The 25088-nt window shown below is 38.3% G+C and carries 26 protein-coding genes; 10 read left to right on the top strand and 16 right to left on the bottom strand.

What is annotated here, in order from left to right; genetic code table 11:
- Positions 1 to 171 precede the first annotated feature (171 nt).
- From BAZO_RS05670 to acpS, 3 genes are all read right to left on the bottom strand, one after another.
- Positions 172 to 1179: a LolA family protein gene (locus BAZO_RS05670; RefSeq protein ID WP_003330373.1), complete on the bottom strand. Its 1008-nt coding sequence runs from the start codon at positions 1177 to 1179 to the stop codon at positions 172 to 174.
- Between the two features lie 52 nt (positions 1180 to 1231).
- Positions 1232 to 2743, bottom strand: coding sequence for a bifunctional ADP-dependent NAD(P)H-hydrate dehydratase/NAD(P)H-hydrate epimerase (locus tag BAZO_RS05665; RefSeq protein WP_003330372.1), 1512 nt, complete (start codon positions 2741 to 2743; stop codon positions 1232 to 1234).
- An 82-nt stretch (positions 2744 to 2825) separates the two neighbouring features.
- Positions 2826 to 3179, bottom strand: a complete 354-nt coding sequence (gene acpS / locus BAZO_RS05660) for a holo-ACP synthase (RefSeq protein ID WP_003330371.1) — start codon at positions 3177 to 3179, stop codon at positions 2826 to 2828.
- Between the two features lie 106 nt (positions 3180 to 3285).
- Between acpS and BAZO_RS05655 the strand changes: the two genes are divergently transcribed.
- Entirely contained in the window at positions 3286 to 3882 is a 597-nt protein-coding gene (locus BAZO_RS05655; protein WP_003330370.1) for a rhomboid family intramembrane serine protease, read from the top strand.
- A gap of 32 nt (positions 3883 to 3914) precedes the next feature.
- Here the strand turns inward: BAZO_RS05655 and BAZO_RS05650 are convergent, their stop codons facing one another.
- The 5 genes from BAZO_RS05650 to BAZO_RS05630 form a co-directional block, all read right to left on the bottom strand.
- Positions 3915 to 4565 carry an amino acid ABC transporter permease gene (locus BAZO_RS05650; protein WP_003330369.1) on the bottom strand — a complete coding sequence of 217 codons (651 nt, stop codon included), beginning with the start codon at positions 4563 to 4565 and terminating at the stop codon, positions 3915 to 3917.
- Between the two features lie 11 nt (positions 4566 to 4576).
- A complete protein-coding gene (locus tag BAZO_RS05645; RefSeq protein ID WP_003330368.1) occupies positions 4577 to 5230 on the bottom strand; it encodes an amino acid ABC transporter permease in 654 nt (217 codons plus the stop codon).
- Positions 5231 to 5297: 67 nt separating this feature from the next.
- Entirely contained in the window at positions 5298 to 6137 is an 840-nt protein-coding gene (locus BAZO_RS05640) for a transporter substrate-binding domain-containing protein (RefSeq protein WP_003330367.1), read from the bottom strand.
- Positions 6138 to 6160: 23 nt separating this feature from the next.
- Positions 6161 to 6889 (bottom strand): amino acid ABC transporter ATP-binding protein, encoded by a 729-nt coding sequence (locus BAZO_RS05635; protein ID WP_003330366.1) that lies wholly within the window; start codon positions 6887 to 6889, stop codon positions 6161 to 6163.
- Positions 6890 to 7193: 304 nt separating this feature from the next.
- On the bottom strand, positions 7194 to 8930 hold the full coding sequence (locus tag BAZO_RS05630; RefSeq protein WP_003330365.1) for a carboxypeptidase-like regulatory domain-containing protein: 1737 nt from the start codon (positions 8928 to 8930) through the stop codon (positions 7194 to 7196).
- Positions 8931 to 9071: 141 nt separating this feature from the next.
- Here BAZO_RS05630 and BAZO_RS05625 point away from each other — a divergent pair, with 141 nt between their 5' ends.
- From BAZO_RS05625 to BAZO_RS05605, 5 genes are all read left to right on the top strand, one after another.
- Positions 9072 to 9293 (top strand): hypothetical protein, encoded by a 222-nt coding sequence (locus tag BAZO_RS05625; RefSeq protein WP_039957031.1) that lies wholly within the window; start codon positions 9072 to 9074, stop codon positions 9291 to 9293.
- 173 nt (positions 9294 to 9466) lie between these two features.
- Complete coding sequence (locus BAZO_RS05620; RefSeq protein WP_003330363.1) at positions 9467 to 11035, top strand: spore germination protein; 1569 nt, start codon at positions 9467 to 9469, stop codon at positions 11033 to 11035.
- A gap of 12 nt (positions 11036 to 11047) precedes the next feature.
- Entirely contained in the window at positions 11048 to 12148 is a 1101-nt protein-coding gene (locus tag BAZO_RS05615) for a GerAB/ArcD/ProY family transporter (protein WP_003330362.1), read from the top strand.
- Position 12149: 1 nt separating this feature from the next.
- Positions 12150 to 13349, top strand: coding sequence for a Ger(x)C family spore germination protein (locus tag BAZO_RS05610; RefSeq protein WP_003330361.1), 1200 nt, complete (start codon positions 12150 to 12152; stop codon positions 13347 to 13349).
- Complete coding sequence (locus BAZO_RS05605) at positions 13346 to 13573, top strand: hypothetical protein (protein WP_003330359.1); 228 nt, start codon at positions 13346 to 13348, stop codon at positions 13571 to 13573. Before BAZO_RS05610 ends, BAZO_RS05605 begins: the two co-directional genes overlap by 4 nt.
- 58 nt (positions 13574 to 13631) lie before the next feature.
- Here the strand turns inward: BAZO_RS05605 and cshA are convergent, their stop codons facing one another.
- Positions 13632 to 15137 carry a degradosome RNA helicase CshA gene (cshA, locus tag BAZO_RS05600; protein ID WP_003330358.1) on the bottom strand — a complete coding sequence of 502 codons (1506 nt, stop codon included), beginning with the start codon at positions 15135 to 15137 and terminating at the stop codon, positions 13632 to 13634.
- Between the two features lie 155 nt (positions 15138 to 15292).
- On the opposite strand from cshA, the gene BAZO_RS05595 reads away from it, so the two are divergent.
- A complete protein-coding gene (locus BAZO_RS05595) occupies positions 15293 to 16165 on the top strand; it encodes a DMT family transporter (protein WP_039957030.1) in 873 nt (290 codons plus the stop codon).
- A gap of 65 nt (positions 16166 to 16230) precedes the next feature.
- Entirely contained in the window at positions 16231 to 17082 is an 852-nt protein-coding gene (locus BAZO_RS05590) for a DegV family protein (protein ID WP_003330356.1), read from the top strand.
- Positions 17083 to 17157: 75 nt separating this feature from the next.
- Here the strand turns inward: BAZO_RS05590 and BAZO_RS05585 are convergent, their stop codons facing one another.
- Together BAZO_RS05585 and BAZO_RS05580 are read right to left on the bottom strand one after the other, a co-directional pair.
- Positions 17158 to 17847 carry an alpha/beta hydrolase gene (locus tag BAZO_RS05585; protein ID WP_003330355.1) on the bottom strand — a complete coding sequence of 230 codons (690 nt, stop codon included), beginning with the start codon at positions 17845 to 17847 and terminating at the stop codon, positions 17158 to 17160.
- A gap of 18 nt (positions 17848 to 17865) precedes the next feature.
- The gene (locus BAZO_RS05580) at positions 17866 to 18054 is read right to left on the bottom strand and encodes a YjfB family protein (RefSeq protein WP_003330354.1); all 189 of its coding nucleotides are present in this window, start codon (positions 18052 to 18054) and stop codon (positions 17866 to 17868) included.
- Between the two features lie 170 nt (positions 18055 to 18224).
- On the opposite strand from BAZO_RS05580, the gene BAZO_RS05575 reads away from it, so the two are divergent.
- Positions 18225 to 19058 carry an EcsC family protein gene (locus tag BAZO_RS05575; RefSeq protein ID WP_003330353.1) on the top strand — a complete coding sequence of 278 codons (834 nt, stop codon included), beginning with the start codon at positions 18225 to 18227 and terminating at the stop codon, positions 19056 to 19058.
- 32 nt (positions 19059 to 19090) lie between these two features.
- Here the strand turns inward: BAZO_RS05575 and BAZO_RS05570 are convergent, their stop codons facing one another.
- The 3 genes from BAZO_RS05570 to BAZO_RS05560 are packed head-to-tail and all read right to left on the bottom strand — an operon-like array spanning position 19091 to position 22108.
- Positions 19091 to 19984, bottom strand: a complete 894-nt coding sequence (locus BAZO_RS05570; protein WP_003330352.1) for a glycine betaine ABC transporter substrate-binding protein — start codon at positions 19982 to 19984, stop codon at positions 19091 to 19093.
- Positions 19984 to 20844 (bottom strand): ABC transporter permease, encoded by an 861-nt coding sequence (locus BAZO_RS05565; protein WP_003330351.1) that lies wholly within the window; start codon positions 20842 to 20844, stop codon positions 19984 to 19986. Before BAZO_RS05565 ends, BAZO_RS05570 begins: the two co-directional genes overlap by 1 nt.
- Entirely contained in the window at positions 20837 to 22108 is a 1272-nt protein-coding gene (locus BAZO_RS05560; RefSeq protein ID WP_003330350.1) for a quaternary amine ABC transporter ATP-binding protein, read from the bottom strand. Before BAZO_RS05560 ends, BAZO_RS05565 begins: the two co-directional genes overlap by 8 nt.
- Before the next feature lie 278 nt (positions 22109 to 22386).
- Here BAZO_RS05560 and BAZO_RS05555 point away from each other — a divergent pair, with 278 nt between their 5' ends.
- Positions 22387 to 22935 carry a GbsR/MarR family transcriptional regulator gene (locus BAZO_RS05555; protein ID WP_003330349.1) on the top strand — a complete coding sequence of 183 codons (549 nt, stop codon included), beginning with the start codon at positions 22387 to 22389 and terminating at the stop codon, positions 22933 to 22935.
- A 32-nt stretch (positions 22936 to 22967) separates the two neighbouring features.
- Here BAZO_RS05555 and BAZO_RS05550 read toward each other — a convergent pair whose 3' ends face one another.
- Both BAZO_RS05550 and BAZO_RS05545 read right to left on the bottom strand, forming a co-directional pair.
- Positions 22968 to 24392 carry a sensor histidine kinase gene (locus tag BAZO_RS05550; RefSeq protein WP_003330348.1) on the bottom strand — a complete coding sequence of 475 codons (1425 nt, stop codon included), beginning with the start codon at positions 24390 to 24392 and terminating at the stop codon, positions 22968 to 22970.
- Positions 24376 to 25062, bottom strand: a complete 687-nt coding sequence (locus tag BAZO_RS05545; RefSeq protein WP_003330347.1) for a response regulator transcription factor — start codon at positions 25060 to 25062, stop codon at positions 24376 to 24378. The genes BAZO_RS05550 and BAZO_RS05545 overlap by 17 nt, the downstream gene beginning before the upstream one ends.
- Positions 25063 to 25088 lie beyond the last annotated feature (26 nt).

Genomic DNA, 25088 nt, shown 5'->3' with positions numbered 1-25088 from the left:
TGAGATAAAGGAAACACAGCGAACCTGAGAGCCGATGTTGACTTATCGTAGGGAGGTGGGCGAAGTTTACGAGTCGCCTGGCTGCTTGCGCTAGACATAAAAAAGGCGACCCAAAGTGTTTGGCCAAGATGTATTGCCAAACACTCTCGAATTGGGTCTGCCATTGCCATGTTATTTTATCGCTTGACCTTGGACAGAGCGTGCAATTTCAGCCATTTCAGCTTGAGATAAATCTTCAGAAGCTAAATAGAAATCAACGCCATCATAAGACCAAGAAACTGCATTTTCTGTTAATGTTCCTATTGTAAATCCTAAATCAATCGGCTCCCCATCCACTAAGATAGGTGTACTTGCAGGTAAAACAGAAGCTACTTCTTCATATAGGGTAAATGACTTTTCGCCTGCATATGTTAATACAATTCGTTCGCCGCTTTCAGTGGTCACTTTCTTTTCTTCAATCAATTCCATTTCAGGCGTATTTTCAGGGTATAGCACCATTAATTTTGCATTAGCCGGCTGTGCCATTGTTGGTGTATCCATCTCGGCGCCTGTTTTATTCTTCTCTAAATCAAAGGCATTAGCATCGAATTTTGGATTAAATTCGAACCCTGCAAACTCCACTTGAACAAGCGGCTGACGATCTTGATCCAACACCTTTACCATTGCAGGTGTTAAATCCTTTTTATTAATTGTAATCTCTTGCGTGGGAAGCGTCTTATTATTTTGATAGTTTGTTTTTGTTTCAAAAATATACTGACTATCAGTTGCAGTAAATTTAGCATCTTTATCATCTAAAATATCACGAACTAATGATTCATATAAATAGGCCTGACTTGTATTTTCCGGCCAGTCACTTTGGAATTTGAAGCTCTTATTTAATGCAGGTGTTATGACAAACACACCTTCATCATTCCGAAGAATCATCTGACTTTGGTCTTTATTGTCACTCTTTAAATGAACTCGATAGAAATCAGGTTTATTACGCCAAATATCGATATTATAATTTTGCGGCTCATTACCAGTTTGTAAAGTTAATGTCGCATTTGCTTTATAGCCTGTCATTTCCTCCATTTGTTTATTTAAAGCTTTCTTAACATCTTCCTGGCTCTTTGCCCCGCACGCTGTTAATCCGATGATGAGTAATAGTCCTAAAAATAATAGTGAAAATCCTTTCTTCATATCTTCAACCCCTTTGTCTCGTTTCGGACAAAGAAGGGAACGTGAATATGCTTTAATGAAATGTACGAAATACAGATGGCAGTGCATTAATCACATCAGTTGCAAGGACATCTCGCATCGAGTGATTACCCTCCACTAACACATCAGCCGCTTTTCCATGGGCAAAAACAGCATTACTGACAGCTTCCTGTAAATTGGAATGGTTCATGACAAAGGCTAAAATAATACCAGTAAGAACATCACCGGTTCCGCCTTTTGCAAGAGCTGCATTTCCACTCGTGTTCACAAATTGCGAACCTGTTGGGGTAGTTACAATAGAATAAGGTCCTTTTAGCACAATATAGACTCCATATTCGATAGCGAACTGCCTCGATAATTCAAATCGGTCATTTTCAATCTCTGTTGGTAAATGACCAGTTAGCCGTGCAAATTCACCGGTATGTGGAGTAATAATTGTCGGGTATGACCTTTGTTTCAACTTTTCTTTGAGCTTTACAAGATAAAACAACCCATCTGCATCGACTATAAGCGGTGCCTTCACGTTGTCAAGTAAAGTTGAAAGGATCTTTTCACCGCCATTTTCTCGACCTACACCAGGACCGAACGCAACAGCGTCAAACCGTGAGACATCCGTTCCTAATTCACCACTGAAATGACCATTAACTGCCTTCCACGGTGAAAACATCGCCTCAACAATTTGACTTGCAACAATGGAATGAATGGCATCTGGTATAGCCAATGTAGTAAGACCCCCGCCAGCTCGAAGGACAGCCCTCGTTGTCATAACAGGTGCCCCTGTCATAGGTAATGAACCCCCAATTACTAAGCCCTTCCCATGTGTGCCTTTATGTGAAGATGGTGACCGGTTTGTTAACGTTTGATGAACTTCGTTTTCCGTCCAGCACTTACGATCAAGCTTTACAATAGCTTGTGTTGCTTTCGGCGGAATCCCAATTGGAACCACTTCAAGCATGCCATAATACTCTCGGGTCGGATAGGTAAAAGCACTCAACTTAGGATGCTGGAGCGTGATTGTAACATCAGCCTTAAATGCTAGATTAAAAGGTTGCGAACCATCTGCAGGTACACCACTTGGTATATCTACAGCGATTTTAAAATTATTTAGCTCATTACAAGCTGCAACAATCTCGCGATAAGGTGATTTAATCTCTCCCTTAATCCCAATCCCAAGCATTGCATCAAGAATAACGTCATAGAGTCGCAAAGCATTCAAATCACAAAGAGGCATGATCTCATAACCTGAGTTGCGAAAGGCGTTAAAATGAAACAATGCATCCCCCTTCACTTCCCCCTCTTCCACTAGTAGATAAGCATCAACTTGGAACCCTAAGCTTTTTAACATTCTTGCAATTACAAAACCATCTCCACCATTATTACCGGTACCAATCAACACCGCTATTTTCTGACCTTGATTCAAATAATTTAATGCCTTTTGAACAAAGGCCTGGCCGGCATTCTCCATTAACAGCACACCTGATAGACCTATTTCACCCATTGTAAAGCGGTCAATTTCATACATTTCATTTGCAGTCACTACTTGCAACATGTTCCCTCCTAACCGCACTAAATATATATGAGACAAAGTTACGTAATATGCAGACTAGCCCTGACAAGCAACTTTTTTTCTATATTTCCTCTATGATTACCTGTGCAACGGCATATTCCCTTGAATGAGATATAGACAAATGCACAATTTCTTTTTCTTTTGTTTTTATTTCCGGTTTTCCGAGCAGATCTGGTAAAATTTCAATATCGAGAAAACTTAAAGATTCACCAAAGCCTGTCCCCTTTGCTTTTGCATAAGCTTCTTTAGCCGAAAATCTACCTGCTAAAAATTCTATTTGTCGGCTTTTGGATAATACTTCGAATATTTTCATTTCATTTTCTGTTAATATTCGTTTTGAAAATTTCGGTTGTCTTTGCTGAATTGTCCGCACTCTATTTAGTTCGACAATATCTATACCGATCCCTTTTATCATAATCCAGGTTCCCTTTCTTCTAATTAATAGGAAGACGCCATATAATGGGTATATGTATGTCCATTAAGGCTAGTAATAAATAAAGTATAACAAAGGAGTATCGCGAATGTTTATCCGCCATGAAAATTTCCGTTCTTTTACCCGGCATTATCCAATTGTAACCGGAATTATCATCATTCATATATTACTATGGTTTGTTTTTTCAATGTTACCCGGTGGACAGCAGCTACTCTACCTTGGAATTGGGTCCAATTACGATGTGTATAACGGTGAATATTGGAGGCTTTTAACGCCAATCTTTCTTCATAGCAGCTTTGGCCATATGCTTTTTAATTCTTTTTCATTAGCCATCTTTGGCCCCGCCCTTGAAAGAATGTTAGGCAAACCTATATTTATAATTACCTATTTATTAAGCGGTGTTTTGGCCAATATCGGCACTTATTTCGTCGCACCAATTAATTATTATCATCTCGGTTCTTCCAGTGCCATCTTTGGTCTTTTCGGAGTGTATCTGTACATGGTCATCTATCGCAAAGATTTAATTGACCGCATGAACTCGCAGATTATTATTTCGATATTAGTCATTGGCATGGTGATGACCTTTTTCAGATCGGACATTAATATTTATGCCCATATTTTCGGATTGATCGGCGGGGCAGCCTTAGCACCAATCGTATTAAGAAAAGCATCTCGTTATTATTAACGGGATGCTTTTTTATGTTTTGTTTATTATTTCTATGCATTTTTAAGCTCGAGTCTTCGAGCAATTAAAGATAAAGCATAATTTACTACGAAGTACATGATAGCAATAATAATAAAGATCGGGATTACATAACTTACTTGTTGAGCTTGAATAATTTTTGCATGATGAAGTAGTTCTGGAAGCGCAATAATGACTGCAAGCGATGTATCTTTTAACAGTGATATGAATTGACTAACGATATTAGGTACCATTCTACGAAGTGCTTGAGGGAGAATAACGAGCCTCAATGCTTGAATATATGATAAACCAGATGACCGAGCTGCCTCCATTTGCCCCTTTTCAACTGAATTTAACCCACCTCTGACGATTTCAGCAAGCATGGCTGATTCGAAAACAGTCAACGCAATAATAGCGGAAACTGTAATGCTTAGATTAATTCCAATTTCAGGCAAGGCAAAGTACGTAAATAATATGATAAGAAGAAGCGGTAAATTTCGAATGGTTTCAATAATAACCGTTACAACTTTGGAAATAACCGGGATTTTTGCATACCTCAAAGTACCTAATAACCCACCAAATATAAAACTAAAGATAATAGAAAAGAGTGAAACGTAAAGTGTAACATAAAATCCTTCAAGCAAAAACTTCAAATTTTCCGGAGAATATGCACCTATAAAATCCATTATGACACCTCCTAGCGACTATTTGTAAGGCGTTTCTCAAGGTACCCTACACCCATACTCAATGGTACAGTTAGAACTAAATAAAATAATGCAACAAATATGTATACATCAAAAACAATATAGGTTCTTGCTGAAATAAGATCTGCTTGGTACATTAGGTCAGCACCTGCAATCAGAGCCAAAATTGATGAATTTTTTACCAAGTTAACAAATTGGTTACCAATTGGCGGGATCACAATTTTTATTGCTTGAGGTAGTATGATTAACCTCATTGTTTGAAGGTAATTTAAACCTGAAGATCTCGCCGCCTCCATTTGTCCTTTTGGAACGGACAAGATGCCAGAGCGAATGGCTTCGGCAATAAACGATGATGTATAAATCGAAAGCGCTATCGTTCCTGCAGTAATCCCAGAAAATCTTATCCCGAGGACCGGAGTTCCTATATAAAAGAAAAAGGCAATTATAACTAACGGTATATTTCGAAAAAACTCCGTATAAATTGTCCCAAACCATCGAAGTGGTGCAATTGGTGTAATTCTCATTACTGCAATAATTGCTCCAAGTATAAAGCTAGCAATTAACGCTACAATACTAGCCAGTATCGTAACGATAAAGCCATCCATAAACATATCAAAATAGTTTACTACAATTGAGAAATCTAACATCTATTTCACCCCACTTTAAATTAATTAGGATGAGCATTTACTGCCCATCCCGATTAGAAAAATTTAGTTATTGTAAATCAAACCATTTCTTATAAATAGCATCGTATTCGCCATTGGATTTAAGCGTATCAAGAACACCGTTGATTGCATCTACTAATTCTGTATTCCCCTTCTTCACTGCAATTCCATACGGCTCGTCTGTAAATGTTCCTCCAACTAATTCAAAAGAATTATCTTCAGAAGCCATTCCTAAAAGAATTGCGTTATCTGTCGTCAATGCTACACCTTGCCCTGCTTTTAGTGCAGTAAATGCTTCTGCGTAGTTTTCAAATTCTAATACCGGTGCATCTGGAGCTGCATTACGGATATTAATAGTAGATGTAGATCCTTTTACAGCTAGTACTGGTGTATCTTTTGTTAGATCTTCAATACTTTGTACAGGACTTCCTTTTTTCACAAGGAGTGATTGCCCTGCTTCAAAATATACATTTGAAAAATCAACTTCTTTTTTACGTTCTTCTGTAATTGTCATCGTTGCAACAATTGCATCAATGTCACCTTTATTCAATAAAGGTATTCTTGTTTTTGAAGTTACTTCTACAAATTCTGCTTTATTTTCATCACCAAGAATTTCTTTAGCAATTTGCCTTGCAATATCGATATCAAAGCCTGCTACTTCTCCTGTAGCTGGATCTTTCAAACCAAATAACTTAGTATCATGTTTTACACCAAAAACGATTTTGTCACGTTGTTTAATCGTGTCAAGGATGCCGCTTACCCCTTGCTCTGCGTTTCCTTCCTTCGACTCACCCGTTGTTGCTACCTCCTTGCTTGCACCAGAACCACAAGCTGCTAGCAGCAATACTGACATAAGAGCTACTACTGTTAATAAAATTAGTTTTTTCATTTTGAGACCCTCTCCCTTTTTGTTTAGTGATTTAATACACGGCTGAGAAATAATCGCGCCCGCTCTTCCCTCGGGTTCGCAAAAAACTCTGCCGGTTTTGCCTCTTCTAAAATCTTGCCTTGATCCATAAATACAATTCGATCTCCCACTTCTTTTGCAAATCCCATTTCGTGAGTAACAACAGCCATTGTCATGCCTTCTTTTGCCAGCGCTTTCATTACATCCAAAACTTCTCCTACCATCTCGGGATCAAGAGCCGATGTAGGTTCATCAAAAAGCATAATTTTCGGTTGCATTGCAAGTCCCCTAGCAATAGCTACACGTTGTTGTTGTCCACCAGAAAGCTGTGAAGGATAAGAAGACGCTTTGTCGGGAATACCTACTTTTTCTAAGTAATACATCGCAGTCTTTTTTGCCTCTTCTGCTGACTGCTTTAAAACATTGATTGGTGCTAGAGTAATATTTTCTAAAACCGTTTTATGCGGATAGAGATTAAAGTGCTGGAATACCATACCAATATTTCGTCGAAGTTTGTTAATATCTGTTTTCTTGTCATTGACTGAGATATTATTTACGGTAAAATTTCCGTCTGTAATGGTTTCTAGCCTATTAATACATCTCAGTAAAGTACTTTTTCCAGAGCCTGATGGCCCAATGATTACAACAACCTCTCCCTCTTTTATTGAGAGATTAATATCTTTTAATACATGAAAATCCCCATAGTACTTGTTAACGTTTTCAAAAGAAATCATGCCATTCCCCTTTCCAGTCTGACACCAATATGTATACAAATTTATTTTTTTGAAAGTATTCCTAATCTTTTATATATTAGTATTATATCCTCATTACCCACAATTGTCTATAAAAACTTTTCTAATATAAGAAATAGTATGAATATAATTAATCTAGAGATTATTAATTAAACACTATAATAAAGATAATAGAGGCAATTCGCCCCCCTTCAGTTAGAGCACCAGATGGACACCCATTATTTTAAGAAAAGCATCCCGTTATTATTAACAGGATGCTTTATTTGTTACGTTTTTGTGAGACTTCCTATTTACCCTCAATATCTTTCACAAATTCACTTAATCTTGTAACCATACGCTGGCTGTGCGTATCGTTGGGGTTCTCTTTTACAGTTTGCTTATATAGCTCAAATGCTTCCGGTATTTTATGTTCTAATAGCAATTGGTCTGCCTTTGTCAATTCGCGCTCTTTTAAGTAGAATATCGGTGCTTTATCTAATAAGCGCTTGTTTAAAGTATAACCGTTGCTTTGCGTGATCACTGAGTCATCTTTATCATATGCCCTAACATACCAAGAAAACTCCCCGTTACTATTTGCAAATCCTAATAAACTCCCAGGTTCTACCGTTTCAATTTGCGAGCCATCTCCTGAAAACATTATGCCAGTTTTTTTGTCATACAACTCCTCGAACGGAATAGTAAATTCGTTTTGTTTAATATTTGTTTCAACGGAAGAGCAAGTTGACCCATTATCAAACTCTAAACAAAGATTTAAATCGTAGTAATCTGCATCGCTAACCTTTTCCCATTTAAAATGGACTTCTTTTGAACGAATTTCTTTATAATTAACTGGTTCATGGATTTCTATTAAAGGATTGAACTTTATATTATACGTAATCTTTCTATCTCCCGTTATATCAATCCATTGATCTTTCGGCATTGCCCAAGCCCAACCGTCAACCTGCGCCTGTGTTAACCCAAGATGGATCTGATACTTACCCGGAATAACACCGGTCATCTGATAAAAGCCATTTTCGTCTGTCAACGTTTGATGCCTTTCATCACGACCCACCGACATATTGACAGATGCTTCATCCCGTAAAAACACACCAACACCTGACATAGGCATACCGTTTGATTTAGTAATTCTCCCCTCAATTGACGCTAAATTTGTGTTTCTCAGTTTGATAGCTTGTTCTAGTTGATGTTTGATCGATAGTAACTCACTAGCAAATACACCGTTTTCAAATTGCAGGTCCTCAGGCGGTTGTTGGCCTGCCTGTTCGGCCATTTCTCGGTACTTTTCGTTTTCCTCGTTCCACTGTTTCTTAAGCGTAACTACATCTTGGTTTAGCTTTTCATGGGCTTGAATGAATTTTCCTTCATGTAGCAATTTTTCAATCTCAAGCAACGGGATAATCGTTTGAAGATCCGCATTTGTTGTGTTATTCTGCTTTGCCTGTTCTTTCAGTTCCTCGATGATCGACTCGGCTTTCGAAAAATTATTTGTCTCCAACGCTAATTGAACCCTTTTTATAAAAATCTCTGTCACGTAATAATCCTCTGAAAATGATATCGCCCTTACTGATGCTTTTACTAAAATTTGATCCGCCTTTTCAGAATTGCCCTGCTGTTGGTAGTATATGGCCAACTGCTTGGCAGCTGACTGCATATAACCATCAATCGGACCATCCTCTATATATTCTTCTAAATACGGAATAGCCTCTTCTGCCGTAAACACATTTGGATTGTCTGGATTTGGCCAAGTTGTGATGGAAGGTCCAATATAAACATCGAAACGATGGGCTAAATCACCATCAATCATATACTTTTGAATGATCTCCCATTTTTTCTTATCGGAAATATTCTGTTGAAGCAGGGATTTAATTTGATCCTTTGCTGTCGGTTCGTTGCCTGCTTCAAGCTGCTTATCAATTGAAGCCATTTCAATCCGCGGCTGTAAATAAATCGACGCAACAGGTAAAAGACCGAAAAGAAAGACAAGTATATATATAAAATGAATGATATTGATTTTTTTCTTCACAAAATTCGCACCCCCTATATGTATAGACATTTTATTGTTCAATAAAGTTTCATAATTACCGTAAAAAACCAAGAATAACTCACATCAATAATCCTTTAATAGTTTTACAATATCTGTAAGGAGATGAAAGGAGTGATATTTATGTTTCACATCGATGTTTATCTCAAAATGAAACGGCGTCAAAAATATATTGTTTGGGCAGCTGTCTTTCTCGCATGTCTAGGAATTAGCAGTGGTGCCGTCATGTATATCAACGGTGCCCATGGATTAGGTCTAACTTGGGTGATACTTGGAGGCTTAGTACCTATTTTAATAATAATAACAACTGTAAAAAACTTAAATTCATATTACTCAAAAGGTTAATTTTGTCCCCTTTCTCCAGTTTTAGGAGAAAGGGGTTTTTATATTAGTTAGACTACATTATCGCTATCGACAAAATTCGGCAAATATTTATCGTTATATGTATATCCTCTCCCGAAATTGGAAACGCTGGTTGGATAGTATAACCAATTACCAAGTAATATGAGGTATTTAATATGGATTTTACTAATTTTAAAAGTATATTTAAGACTTCAACTCAAGAACAATCGAAAAATCATAGCGGTTCCGAACCCATGAAAAAGTCTCTCTCAAGGAATATAAATGATAATCTACAATCATTACAATCAATCTATTCTAATTGTTCAGATGTGATATTTCGCCATTTTATGATTTATGGTAAAACAAAGGCCGTGCTCATATACATCGACGGGCTTTCCAATATTGAAGAAATTGATAAGAGCGTACTCTCTCCACTCATGGAGCTGACCGATAAACATTCTCTTACTTTAAATGAGTTGCTTGAGCGAAAGTTGCCAGTTTCCAGTATACAAAAAATAGGCACGGTTAATGAAGTCATAGAGCAAATATCTTCTGGTAACCCGGTTATATTAATAGATTATCAGGCAACAGGCTTTTCTGTAGGACTGGCAAAATGGGAGAAAAGATCAATTGAAGAGCCAACGGCTGAGTCCGTTATACGCGGTCCACGGGACGGATTTACCGAAACTTTAACAGTAAATACCTCATTATTAAGAAGAAGGATTAAAAGTCCTAGTCTTAAGATGATATCTCTTAAAATTGGCCTTCAAAGTAAAACAAATGTAATCATTACCTATGTTGATAACCTTGCCGATTCTACTTTAATTGAAGAAGTTAGGAATCGTCTAGAGCGGATAGATATTGATGCTGTACTTGAAAGTGGCTATATTGAAGAGTTTATCGAGGATTCTCCGTTTTCACCATTCCCTCAGGTTTTAAATACTGAAAGACCTGATGTTGTGATTGCAAATCTTCTAGAGGGTCGTGTCGCCATATTGGTGGACGGAACTCCTTTCGCTCTAATCGTCCCGATTACTTTTTATTCTTTGTTACAATCCGCCGAGGATTATTATCAACATTTTCTCGTTAGCACATTAATCCGTTGGTTGCGTTATAGCTTTTTGTTAATTGCTTTATTGCTCCCCGCTATTTATGTGGCAATTCTTACATTTCATCAAGAGATGGTTCCTACTTCATTGCTGCTGAGTATCGCAAAATCAAGGGAGGAAGTACCCTTTCCGGCGCTCATCGAAGTATTGTTAATGGAAATAACATTTGAAGCACTTCGGGAAGCAGGTATCCGCTTACCAAAACAAGTCGGCTCAGCCGTTAGTATTGTTGGCGCACTTGTAATTGGGCAAGCAGCAGTATCTGCCGGGCTTGTTTCTGCCCCAATGGTAATGGTCGTGGCTGTAACAGGAATAGCCTCCTTTACAATACCGCGCTATAATAGCGCGATTGCCATCAGATTATTAAGATTTCCTATCATCACATTGGCCGGAACATTAGGTTTGCTCGGAATTATGCTTGGGATAATTTCAATCATTGTCCATCTTTGTTCTATTCGTTCATTCGGTGTTCCATATTTAGCACCTCTAGGTCCAATAAAAGGTCGTGAACTTAAGGATGTATTGATAAGGGCACCTTGGTGGTCAATGAGATCTCGCCCCCACTTAACAGGGGAATACAACAAGTATCGTCAGCCACCCGGCCAAAAGCCAGCGCCTTTTAAGGATCCTGATTAGGAGTTGAAAACATTGATTGAAAGAGGAAAAATTTCAGCTTTCCAAATGGCTGTGATGATGAGTCCAACAATCGTTGCTACTGCAGTCCTGTTAGTGCCAGCGATTACGGTAAAGCACGCAAAACAGGATTTATGGATATCTCCACTATGGGCAGGTATTTGTGGATCGGCCGTTATTTTTATAGCATTCAATTTAAATAAACTCTATCCTAATGAAAGTATTATTGATTATGCAGAACATATTATCGGATCGTTTTTTGGAAAAATACTTGGGCTGATTTATGTATTGTTTTATTTGCATATCAACGGAATTATAATACGGGAATACAGTGAGTTTGTAACCGGAACGTTTCTATCTGAAACACCGATGGTTATTATAATGGGAAGTATGGTATTAGTTTGTGCTTTTGCTGTTTACGGCGGGATTGAGGTGATTGGCAGATCCTCCGAAGTCATTTTGCCAGTCGTGTACTTCCTTTTCATAATAGTATTAGTCTTACTAATTAGGGATCTGGATATCAAAAATATTTTCCCAATTATGGAGAACGGAATATCACCTTCTTTAATCGGATCCATCGTTCCCCAAGGCTGGTTTAGTGAATTTTTTCTTATTGCGTTTTTACTACCCTTTTTGAAGGATCGAAAAAAGGGCCTTAAATATGGATTGGCTTCAGTAATAAGTGTTATTTTTGTATTAATGTCGTCCAATTTAGTAACATATATGCTATTTGGAGAACTTACAGGTGTGTTTGCCTATCCCGTAATGGTAGCAGTTCGTTATGTAAGTATCGCAGATTTTCTTGAGCATCTTGAGTCGATTGTTATGGCTATATGGGTTTCAGGAACATTTATTAAAATATCAGTATTTTATTATATTAATGTAATTAGCATTGCTCAATGGTTGAAGCTTTCTACCTATCAGCCAATTGTATTTCCGGTTGGTTTTCTTTTAATCGTATTTTCAATGTGGTCTGCCCCCAATTTGTGGATATTGACCAACTTCTTGTCCACAACGGCACCCTTTTATTTTATATTTGTACAAGGACTAATTCCGATGTTATTACTTTGTATAGCTTGGCTGCGGAAAAAGCTTGAACAAAAAAAGGAGGCCTAATATGTTGTTCTTAAAACGACAAGGAATCCTTTTTTTATGTATATGCATTGTTCTCTTTCTTTCAGGCTGTTGGGGTCGAAAGGAAGTTAATGATCTTGCCATTATTGTAGCTGCAGGTTTAGATAAAAAAAGTGATGAAAAACTGGAGTTAACCGTCCAAGTATACACTCCAAAAGCCGGTGGCGGAGGCCAACAAATGGGGGAAAGTGGCAGCGGTGGCGGTGGGCAGCCAGTAGTAGTTCGTTCTGCTGAGGGTGTAACGATTGCCGATGCAATGTCTAAACTCCAGCAACTGTTTCCAAGGCAATTATTTTGGGGACATGCCGAAGTATTTATTATAAACGAGAAATTGGCTAGAGAGGATATTCGCCCCAAATTAGATTTTATATTACGCCACCCTCAGTTACGCGACCGTTCTCATATTTATGTCAGTAAAGATCCAGCCAAAAAAGTACTCAGACTAACTCCTCCATTGGAACGGGATTTATCAGAGGTATTACGGGAGCTATCGATGTTGAAGACTGGTATAGAGATCACGATTAAGGAGGCAGCCCAGATGTTTATAGGTGATTCAGGTGCATCTGCTTTGCCTTTGATCGAAGTCTTAAAATCGCAACCACCAGCAGAGGAAAACCAAACCATTGCCTATATTAATGGAACAGCTATTTTTAAAAAAGGGAAAATGGTTGGAACTATCGATGGAGCACAAACGAGAGGGGTATTATGGCTTAGGAATGAAATAAGCCAAGCCGTTGTAACTGTAAAACCCAGAATAGTTGATGGATACATTTCAATGGTATTGCTTCATTCCTATACTAAACTAATACCAAGCATCGAAAATGGAAGGTGGAAAATTACACTTAAAGCAACTACAGAAGTCGACATTATAAATAACGGGACCGTTTTAGATATAACCGATCAGAAAACAATAGAAATGCTCGAGCACAAGCTGGAAAAGGATATTCACAACAGAGTATACTCAGCGTTAGCTATAGTTCAGAAGGAAATGAACGCCGACATATTCGGTTTTTCCGATGCCTTTCACCGCTCTTATCCTGATATTTGGAATAAAAATAAAGAAAATTGGGATGAAATATTTCCACAGGTGGAGGTTTTAATTGAGACAAGAGCCATTGTCCGTAGACCGGGAATGGTCACTCGACCTTCCTTGATTCCTGAAGAAGAGGTGGTAGAAGAGTGAAATGGGGCGCTTTATTAGGGTACAGCTTTTTAATAATTTGTATTGTAATGTTCCAATTGGCAAAAATTAAGAAGGATAATAAAAAAGAAAAGGCGGCCCTTATTTCGTTGTCTTTATTAGGCTGGATTCTTGCCACCTTACTGATGTTTGTTCCTGAATTGCCCGGACCAACTCAACTTATAGATCAGATTTTTAAGCCACTAGGAAAATTAATAGAAAAGTGAAAAATAAAAAAAGAGAAAAAATGCTAACCCCACTGGTTAGCATTTTTTATATTCATTATTATTTAAATGTTTTTTTACGGCTAGCGCTTGGGCTTGAACTGCGCCCTCTGCTATTCCGCCCGAAGTTGCCGCCTTTTCCTCTTGAACCTCCACCTTCACGGCGTCGGCTATCACGTGAATAGCTATCGCGTGAGCGGTTATCTCGTGAACGATTGTCGCCACCACGCCCTTTTCGTTCCTTCGCAACAACAGGTGCTTCCGCTGTTAACTGAACTGGTGTTTGATCCGGTTCTTTCGTTAACAATTTAATAGCCGCAGCAACTACTGTAACTGAATCATGCTCGTCAAGCAATTCCTCTGCCATATGTTTATAGAATGAAAAATTCTCATTCTGAATAGTATATAATATCTTTTCTGCAGTAATCTGCTTTTGTCCTTCTAATGCATCATCCATGGAAGGAACTGGTTTGCGTTCCATACTTCTCTTTGTTGTTCGCTCAATATTTTTCAATTGGCCAATTTCTCTTGGCGTTACAAACGTATAAGCTAGACCTGTCTTCCCAGCACGTCCTGTACGTCCAATACGGTGAACATAACTTTCCGGATCCTGTGGGATATCAAAGTTGTATACATGTGTTACGCCTGAAATATCAAGTCCACGTGCAGCTACGTCCGTTGCTACAAGAACTTCAATTGTGCCAGCTTTAAACTTTTTAAGAACTGAACTTCGTTTTGCTTGTGTTAAATCGCCATGGATTCCTTCAGCAGCATATCCTCTTGTATTCAATGCTTCACTTAATTCGTCAACACGGCGTTTTGTACGTCCAAAAACAATCGCCAACTCAGGAGATTCCATGTCCAACAAACGTGTTAATACATCGAATTTCTTTTTCTCCTGCATTTCAATATAGTACTGTTCAATATTGGGAACGGTCATCTCTTTCGCTTTAACTTTGATCTGTACTGGATCATTCATAAAGTTCTCAGCAATTTTACGGATTGGTTCCGGCATTGTCGCAGAGAACAATAATGTTTGACGTACTTCCGGCACTTCTTTAAGAATCGCCTCAATATCTTCAATAAAGCCCATGTTTAACATTTCATCTGCTTCATCCAAAACCACAACTTGGATATTTTGCAGGCGAATGGTTTTGCGGTTCATATGGTCCATTAAGCGACCAGGTGTTCCAACAATAATTTGCGGTCTATTTTTTAAAGCACGGATTTGGCGGTTAATATCCTGACCACCATAGATTGGCAATGCTTTAACACCTTTGAATTGACCAATTCTATTTAACTCTTCAGCAACTTGAATCGCTAATTCACGGGTTGGAGCAACGACGATCCCTTGAATAAACGTATTTTTAATGTCGATTTTTTCAATCATCGGAATACCAAAGGCAGCCGTTTTTCCAGTACCAGTCTGTGCTTGTCCGATAACATCTTTTCCTTGTAATGATACAGGAATGGTTTCAGATTGAATTGGTGTAGCCTCTTCAAAGCCCATTGCCTGGATTGATTTCATAATTTTTTCACTTATTCCTAATTCATGAAACATTGTCATGTATTCAAAACTCCCTAATTTCTACTTTTTGGCATAATTATTAATCTTAGCATATTCCAGCTGACTTCGCAATCAAAATGAAGAATGCTTCCAAAATATAAATAAGATAACCGCTATGATAGAATTGAAATATTATCTAAAAAAAAGAGGAGATTATCTTGAACCCAAAAATAAATCCCTATTTGGCCTTATTTATCGGGGCTGTTGCTGTATCCACATCAGCCATTTTTGTTAAACTTTCTTCAGCACCAGCTGCGATTATTGCAACATACCGGTTACTATTTACAGTCCTCTTGATGGTGCCCTTTTTTACGCCCAAGTATTGGAGGGAAATCCGTCTTATTGAAAAAAAGGACTGGATCTATTCTATAATCGCAGGAGTATTCCTAGCGTTTCATTTTATTTTTTGGTTTGAATCTTTAAATTATACATCTGTTGCAAGTTCAGTTGTCCTTGTCACCCTCCAGCCTATTTTCGCCTTTATCGGTACCTATTTCTTTTATAAAGAAAAAATTAGTTTAGGGGCTTTTTTAAGCGGAATACTAGCTATAATGGGAAGCTTTATTATCAGTTGGGGCGACTTTAAGGTTAGCGGTATGGCATTATGGGGTGATTTTCTTGCAATCATAGCAGCTGTTATGGTGACAGCCTATTTCCTATTCGGCCAAACAGTACGTAAACGACTTTCATTATTTACATACACTTTTGTCGTCTACTTGATTAGCTCGATTACTTTACTTATTTATGATTTAATTCTTGGTTATTCTTTGTTTTCTTATTCTAAACAAGATTGGGTCGTTTTTCTATTATTGGCTATCGTACCAACTCTTTTAGGCCATACATTATTTAATTGGGCGATTAAATGGTTAAGCACTTCTATTATTTCCATGAGTATTCTATTTGAACCGGTTGGTGCTTCCATTTTAGCCTATTTCATATTAGATGAAGTATTAACCGTCTCACAATGGATAGGTGGTCTTATTTTAATGGCAGGTTTATTTCTATTTTTATGGAAAAACAAAAAATAAATATCGCAGAGTCCATCCTGATGTTAGAATAGAGGGTATATCTCAAAGGTTAGTAGGTGTGAATCATGACGATAAAAATCATCACAGATGGTGCAGCAGATTTGCCATTATCGTTTATAAATCAGTATGACATCAAAGTAGTTCCTTTAAATGTAAGTTTTGGAGACCAAAGCTTTAAAACCGGAATTGATATAGATAATGAAACCTTTTACAGAATGATGAAGGAATCAGCAGAGCTTCCGAAAACCTCCTGTCCCGCTCCATATGACTTTTTGGAGGCATATAAGGAAGTACCAGAAGACAAGGCCATTATTGTTTTTTCACTTTCTAAGGCTTTAAGCGGTACTTATGAGAGCGCAGTCGTAGGTATGGATATGCTTCTTGAAGAACAGCCAAACCGAAAAATTGCTGTTCTCAATACTAAAACTGGTTCCTGTGGACAAATCCTGCTAATTGAAGAAGCTGTGAAGTTCATAAACTGCGGTGCTGGCTTCGATGAAGTTATTGCTAATGCACAGTCCTCTATTGATTCAGTGAATACGTTAATTTTATTAGAGACACTGGAAAATGTCGTTAAAGGCGGACGCCTTAGCAAAACAAAAGCTGCTATTGCCAATGCCCTTAATATAAAAATTATGCTTGAAGTAAGCAAAGATGGCCTTATTGAGGTTCGTGAAAAAGTTCGTGGCGACAAGAAAGTGCTGCGCCGGTTCATCGAACAGATCGGTGAATGCGGAAAGGATTTTGAGAAAAAGGTTTTAACAATGACTCACAGCAATAGTGAAGAAAAAGCCTTGGGTCTACTGAAAGAAATTAAGGAAAAATATAATTTCAAGGAAACAATTTTATCTGAAATTGGACCCTTAATTGGAACATATGCCGGTGAAGGCGGTATTGTTATTTCGTTTAAATCTTAAGTATTCTGACTTAAAAAATAAAAGGCTGACGAAATAGTTTGGCATCTCATCGTGCCTGACAATTCGTACAGCCTTTTATTTTATTAAAAATTTTTCCACTGTCGTAAATAGTTGATCTCTATCTTCGTCATGGCAAACAAGATGCTTGGACTTCGGTAAATAGACTATCTCCCGCTCATTCGAAGGGATTGTATTATATAAGAAACTCGCACTTTTTACAGGTACGATGCCGTCTAATTCACCCTGCACTATTAAGGTAGGCACTTCTATTTGCGATAGGGTCGGCCTTAATTCTTTTACCAGCCTTTGAAACTGAAAGGTCGCTGTCAGCGGGGTTTCTTTAATTTTTTTTCGATATCTTTGAAATAAATCATTATTACCAAGAGTTCCCCGCATACCCTCCGCAGCCATTTCCTTAATATCCTGCAGCAGCTGTTTTGGGTTTATATAATAAGCAGCAGCACTTAATAGCACAAGCTTTTTTACCGGGTATTTTGTTGCTAAGTAGCCTGAAATAACCCCACCCATGGAGAAGCCTACTAAATAGACAGTGCTGCATTTGGCAAGCATTCCTTGTAAAGATTGTTCAGCTTCTTGAACCCAATCTTGGTAGGCGACTCCTCTTAAGCGAGCTAATTCTCCCCCATGACCAGGTAACGTGGGCGTTTCTACAATCCAGCTTGTATTTTCTTTAAGAAAATTACCAAGAGGCTCAACTTCAAACGGGCTTCCAGTAAACCCGTGTATACATAAGCAACCAATCATATTTCTCACCAACACTCCTCAACCACTAATGTCAATAAATTTCCCAAGTGTTGGGTGTGGTGCCGGGGCACTTGAAGTTTTTAGCATTTCAGTTAATGCGTTGGCATTGACTTCAGCAGTGTCCATTACTTTTTTCGTAAGCGCGATACCCACCTGTTGACCTAAGTTAACCTGGCTCATTGCGGTTGATAAAGCAGCAATATCCATGGAAACGCCCTCCCTTATATGATTTGATTTACCTTTACATTATCATCTTTTTTGAGCAAACTGGCAACTGTAACCGATTTCCTTTATCATAGTAATTATTTTCTTAACTTGAAACTTCCAACACATAATATCCGTAAATAATATAAAGAAAAAAATTAGGAGACTTTACAATGGAATCATTCGAAACAAAAGAATCCCTTATACAGCAACTGCAATATATTGAAAAGTGGGAAAAGGATCAAAAAGGCTTATTCTTTTGGGAAAAGCTTGGTCGGCTGCCGTTTCAAATCCTTGACCGTTTAACCCCTAAATTTATTCATGAAAAGGTTGGACAAATTCTCGATGAACTTGGCTACTATGTTCAATCGGGTGGGCGCTATCTTGTAAGCGAAAAGAATATTTGCAAAACATATACTAAAAAATTAAACCTTGATTCGATTACAATCGCTGAAATTGCTGAGCAGCCTGTCGAAACGATGAATGAGGTTGCGGCCTCCTACATTAAAACGACGAAGAGTATAGCAATGGCCCAGGGTGCTACAACCGGTGTTGGCGGTTTCCTAACACTTTCGATTGACATCCCCATTTTGCTTGGGCTTTCATTAAAAACATTACAGGAAATTGCGATATGTTACGGCTTCGATCCAAATGAGCGGAAAGAACGGATTTTTATTGTTAAGTGTATGCAATTTGCTTCTTCCGATATTGTAGGAAAAAAGGCAATACTTGATGAGCTATCTTCCTATGACAATGACTCTGAAACCAATTCTAAAAATCAAGCTATTTCTCAACTCCAAGGCTGGCGTGAAGTAATGATTACCTATCGTGATAACTTCGGTTGGAAAAAGCTTTTTCAAATGGTTCCAGTCGTGGGCATGGTGTTTGGGGCATTTATTAATAAATCTACAATCGAGGATGTTGCCGAGGTCGGTATGATGCTTTATCAAAAACGGCGAATTCTATACAGATTAAATAAGAAAGAAGAGGCTGGCGCCTCCATTTAGGAGTGCCAGCCTCTTCCTTTTTAAACAAATGTTTATTTTAAATCTTCGATAGAGTTAATATCCATATAGCTTGGAACAACTAGTCCAATTCTTGTTCCTTCCATGTTAGAACCTAGATCTTCAAACTTGCCCTCAAATTCGGCAGCATAGTCAGCATGTGTGACCGGCAGCCATGCAGCAACAGATGCATCAGCACTACCGTCAGCAATACCTGCCCATAATGGACCTGCCTCTAATTGTGTCATCGTTACATCATAGCCAAGATCAGTTAACACTTTTGCAAGAACATTTGTACTTGCGATTTCACTAGCCCAAGCAACGTAGGCAAGCGTAATTTTGTCGCCATCAACCTTTTCGGCACCGGCAGTCCATTCAGCTACTTTTTCAGCATTCTCTTCAACCCATTTTGCAGCGGCTTCCTCTTCCTTCGTGCCTTCTTCAATCATAACCATCACGGTACTCATATCATCCGCAGTCCAATGGAATTGATCTAATACTTTAACGGCATTTGGATGATCTTCTACTAGGCCATTACGTGTAATCGTATGGATATTTTCTTCATCTCCATATACACCTTTAGGATCTTCTAAATATTTCAAATCAAACTTTACAAATTTCCAATGTGGTGTCCAGCCTGTGATGATGATTGGTTCCTCTTTATCATAAGCCTTTTTTAAAGCAGCTGTCATGGCAGCACCTGAACCTTCGATAAGTGTCCAATCCTCCAAACCATAATCTTCAATTGCTTTTGCAGTTGCTTTCATAATGCCTGCACCAGGGTCAATCCCGATAATCTCGTAATCTACACTTTCACCAACAGCTGCAGTTGTTGATTCTTCCCCCTCATTGCCTGCTCCTTGTGAGCCGCAGGCTGCTAGTCCAATAGCCAGCACTAAAACTAGTAAAAAGCTTAACCATCTTTTCATTATACTGTTCCCCCTTGTTTATTTTTTCCTATATTTTGAGAAATCCGGTCTAGAATAATCGCAATAATAACGATTGCCAAACCAGCTTCAAAACCGACTCCTGTCTTGATTTGTGTAACAGCACGATATACATCGGTGCCAAGACCAGGTGCTCCAACCATTGATGCAATAACAACCATGGACAATGCAAGCATGATACTTTGGTTAATCCCCGCCATAATGGTCGGCATCGCTAATGGAAGCTGCACCTTGATTAATCTTTGTTTTGTTGTAGAACCAAATGCCTCAGTTGCTTCGATAATGTCAGCAGGCACTTGACTGATCCCTAATATCGTCAACCGGATTGTTGGCGGTGTCGCAAAAATGACCGATGCGACAACTCCTGGTACAACTCCAATATTAAAGAAGAAAATAGCTGGAATTAAATATACAAAGGCAGGCATTGTTTGCATAAAGTCTAGGAATGGAATTACGATATTCTTGACGACTTTGCTTTGTGATGCCCAAATGCCGACCGGTATTCCAATCAAAATTGATAAAATCACCGATGTAAGCACTAAAGCAATTGTATCTAGCATTGCATCCCAATAACCTAAATTATCAATTAAAAATAAACCTACTAATGTAAATAAAGCTATATTCCGATTACAAATTTTCCAGGTTAATAGAGTCATTAAAATAATAAGAACAATCGGTGGAATTATCCCAAGACCATCTACCATACCTTCAACAAATGCTTTTAAGCCTCCTGAAATCCCCTCAAAGGCAGCATCAAACGTAGCGGTCAGCCAATCAACAAGGGAATCAATCCAATCGGCAAGAGGTAGTTTTGGCAATAATCCTTCTGTTTTACTAGCCATTTACCTTCCTCCCTTCTTCTACTGTAGTTGGAGCCACTTCTTCTTGTGCTATAGTTGATACATCGTTGATATAACGTTCATTACCCGACAAGGCCCCTAGAACAGCCCCACGAATAACAATGCCTCTCAGACGATGTTCTTCATCTACTACCGCAACTGGTATGACAGCCTCTGAAACTAGTTCAAAAAGATCCACTAATAACATCTCTTTTGTAACCGTTTTAATTTCTTTTTCTAAAATCGCAGTTAGAGGTTTGCCTTGGTTTACAGCTTTACTTGCTTCTTCTGCTGTTACGGCACCAAGCAAGTTTTGTTTTTTATCGACAACGTAAATACTTGAAATTCCAAGGTCTCTCATCATTTGCAATGCGACTAGTGGACCTTTATCAACTTGCACGAATTCTGCACGTTTCATGACATGCCCTGCCGTTAACACTTTGCTCAAATCAACATCTTCTACGAATCTTTCAACATATTCATTCGAAGGATTCATTAAAATTTCCTCAGCAGTCCCGATTTGGACAATGGCGCCATCCTTCATTAAGGCGATCCGATCACCAATTTTAAGCGCTTCATCCAAGTCATGCGTAATAAAGATAATTGTTTTTTCCATCCTACTTTGCAGTTCCAACAATTCATCCTGCATATCTTTTCTAATTAATGGGTCTAATGCGCTAAAAGCTTCGTCCATCAGCAGAATATCGGGATCATTTGCCAATGCTCTAGCTAGTCCAACCCGCTGCTGCATCCCACCGCTTAACTGGCTCGGGTATTGATTCTCGTAACCTACCAAATCAACCAGCTTTAGAGCTTCCAAAGCTATCTGTTTCCGTGATTCTTTAGCCACTCCTTGAACCTCTAAACCGTACTCTGTATTTTCTAAAACGGTTCGATGTGGTAAAAGGGCAAACTTTTGAAATACCATACTGATTTTTTCACGACGAATTTTCCGTAATTCGGCCTTATTCATTTTAACAACGTCCAAACCATCAAGATCAATTTTACCAATTGTTGGCTCTATTAAGCGATTGAGCATTCTTACCAGCGTTGACTTTCCACTTCCGGAAAGGCCCATAATAACGAAAATTTCCCCGGCATACACCTCAAAGTTTGCCTGGTTTACACCAACCGTACAGCCTGTTTGCTTCAGTATTTCTGCCTTTGAATAACCTTCTTCTATTAATTGAAGTGCTTTTTTCGGACTTTTTCCGAATATCTTAGTTACATTTTGAACTTGAAGCTTTACTGTTTGCTCCTGTTCCATACTTCCACCTCACTTACTCTGAATCGAATAACTTTACCGACCCTGACTTTTTAATTGTAGACTTTCCCAGTTATTCCATCAAAGTCCATATACCGTTATATTCGGCCGTTAAGTTTATACAGAAAAAACTGTACGTACAAAATATACAATATTCTCAAAATACCTCCATATTACTCCCAAATGCTATCCTGTTCCCCTCTTTACTTTCAAATTTTTAATGGTAGTCTATATTCATAATATATGTAGTAGTAATCGGAAGATTGGTGGGAATAGCAGTAATGGAAGTTGATCCAAAAGAGCAATTAGATCTAGCAAAAGAACGTGTTATCGACACAATTGCCCATAATATGAATTTATACGGAATAACGGATTCAGTCGGGAGATTATTTGGACTTTTATTTTTCAGTAATAGTCCAATGACATTAGATGAAATGAAGGATGAGCTTGGGATGAGCAAAACAAGCATGAGCACATCAGTCAGAAATTTAATGGATTTAAAAATGGTGGATAAAGTCTGGAAAAAAGGTGTGCGGAAGGACCTTTATCAAGCAGAAGAAGACTGGTATCAGACGTTTATCGATCTATTTACAATAAAGTGGCGGCCAGCCATCTCTATGAATGTCTCGTCAATTGAAAAATCAATGAAGGAGCTTAAAATCTTGGTAAAACGGGAGGATATTGATGCCGATATTCGAGAAGAAGCCCAGCAATTAATCGAAAAGCTTTATTCCTGTTTGGCCTATTACCGCTGGCTTAGTAAGCTTGTGGATAGCTTCGAATCACATGAAATATTTGAATTTATTCCTCGATATGACGAAAAGCAATAATAGCAGAACACCATATAAAGCACCTTCGCCAGCTACAGCGAAGGTGCTTTTTTAGGTAATTGGATTGTAAATATCGTCCCTTCTTGCGTACTTTCTTTCAATAGCAAATCCCCACCAAGCGCTTTAGCCATCATTTTACTAAATGCCAACCCTAACCCTAAGCCGCGGACTTTATGCTTTTTATTATTTCCTCGAAAAAATCTTTCGAAAATGAATGGCTGCTCTTCTTCTGGTATGCCCGTTCCATTGTCTTTTACGTCAATACCTATAAACTGATCCATTTCATAAACGCTGACTTCAATCGAACAATTCTCCGAACATGCTTGCTTCGCATTATTTAAAAGGTTCATGATGATTTGCTGTAATCTGAGCGGGTCTGTGGAAATCATAATAACCCCAGTTGGAAATATCGTTTTTAGTTCAATCGTTTCCTCCTGAACAAGCTTCCACTGATGTAAAATTTCCTGTAAGCAATTTCCCAGATTAATGGTCTCACTTGAAATTCTAACCTTACCTGCTGCAAATGTATTAAAATCAAGCAAATCTTCAACCATCTTTTGAAGTCTTGCAACCTCTTTTTGACTAATATTCAAAAACTCTTTTGCATCATCGCCCGTTACAACATCATCCTTTACAGCCTGAATTAACCCACTTATCGCTGTAACTGGTGTTTTTAATTCATGAGTTACTCCTGCTAATAGCTCTGTTCGTAAGGATTCGAGCTGCTGTAAACGGGTCGCCATTTCTTTAAAGGAATGTAATAGTTCATACATTTCCTTCTCTTTTACCTTCTGGTCAAGTTTGATATTATAATTTCCATCGACAATTTGCCCGGCGGAATGGGCGACATTGCTTATTGGTTTTAACAGCTTTTTTAATAAAAAGTAAATAACGGCCCAGCCCAATATCGCCAAACTGCTAAGCATGATAAACAGCAGCTTTAATTCTTCCGGGCTGCGCTTAATCTCGTTTTCTTGTAACAGGATCAAAACCCAGCCAATATGTTCGTTGCTTTTTATAATTTCTTTTTTCACCAGATAATAGTCTTCGCCTCTGGGTATTGAAATCTTTTGTACATTTTTGTTATTGGAATGGGAGATGATTTCATTAAAATTAAACATGGAAAAAAGTTTATCTTTCATCCCATAGACAATGTTCCCATTTTCATCAGCAACATAAATGAGCGGTCTTCCCTCTAATTTCAAAAAGCGGAAGCGATCATCAATGACCCTTTGTAAATATAGATTAGGCAGAACAAGCCCGTCCCATTCTGTAATCCGTCCGGCAATTTCCTCTGCTGTCATCTCTAATATATCCAAGCGTTTCTCTGTCGCAGTATGCCTGATCCAAAGCATAGTAAGAACACCTATAATAATCAAACCGATGCATAATGTTAGAAAATAGCGTGTAGTCCAATAGCGAATAAGAGAAGGCCGTTCATCATTTTTCTTTAACACTGAATTGATACCCCAATCCTCTTAAAGTTTTTATTTCACCTTCTGTTTCCGGCCAATTAGATACCATCTTTCTTATCCTTTTTATCGCCAAATCTACAGCCCGGTCGCTGCCTTCAAAATCAATCCCCCAGACATATTCTATTAACTGCTCTCTTGTAAAAGTTTGATTCGGGTGCTTTGCCAAAAATAGAAATAGCGATAAATCACGAGGCGGGAAGGTTAACTCAATCCCATTTAAAAAGACAGCGTGGGCTTGAAAGTCTATCTTTAAACTGCCGTAATAAACAATCTGATCATTTTCGATTATCTGGGTAGAACGGCGCAATACAGCAGTCACTCTGGCAACGACTTCTTCGCCTATAAATGGTTTTGATAGGTAATCATCCGCCCCTTGATTAAAGCCATTCAACTTATTATCAATATCCCCAAGTGCAGTCAGCATGATGACAGGACAAGAGCTTCTACCCCGAATATATTGTAATACACTCCAGCCATTCAGGTCTGGAAGCATAACATCTAATAAAACTAGCAACGGTTTTTCATCTTCAAATATTTCTATTGCTTCCTTTCCACTAAAAGCCTGTAGAACTTTATAACCATTTTTCTCAAGATAGGCTTTTAAAACAATGGAAATAGCAAGTTCATCTTCAACAACTAAAATCGTTTTCATTAGACTCCCTCATTTACTATTAAGCT

The sequence above is a fragment of the Schinkia azotoformans LMG 9581 genome (assembly GCF_000307855.1).
Classification (GTDB): Bacteria; Bacillota; Bacilli; order Bacillales; family Bacillaceae_J; genus Schinkia; species Schinkia azotoformans.
The sequence above is the reverse complement of the archived record's forward strand: the minus strand, read 5'-3'. Positions and strand labels throughout refer to the sequence as shown.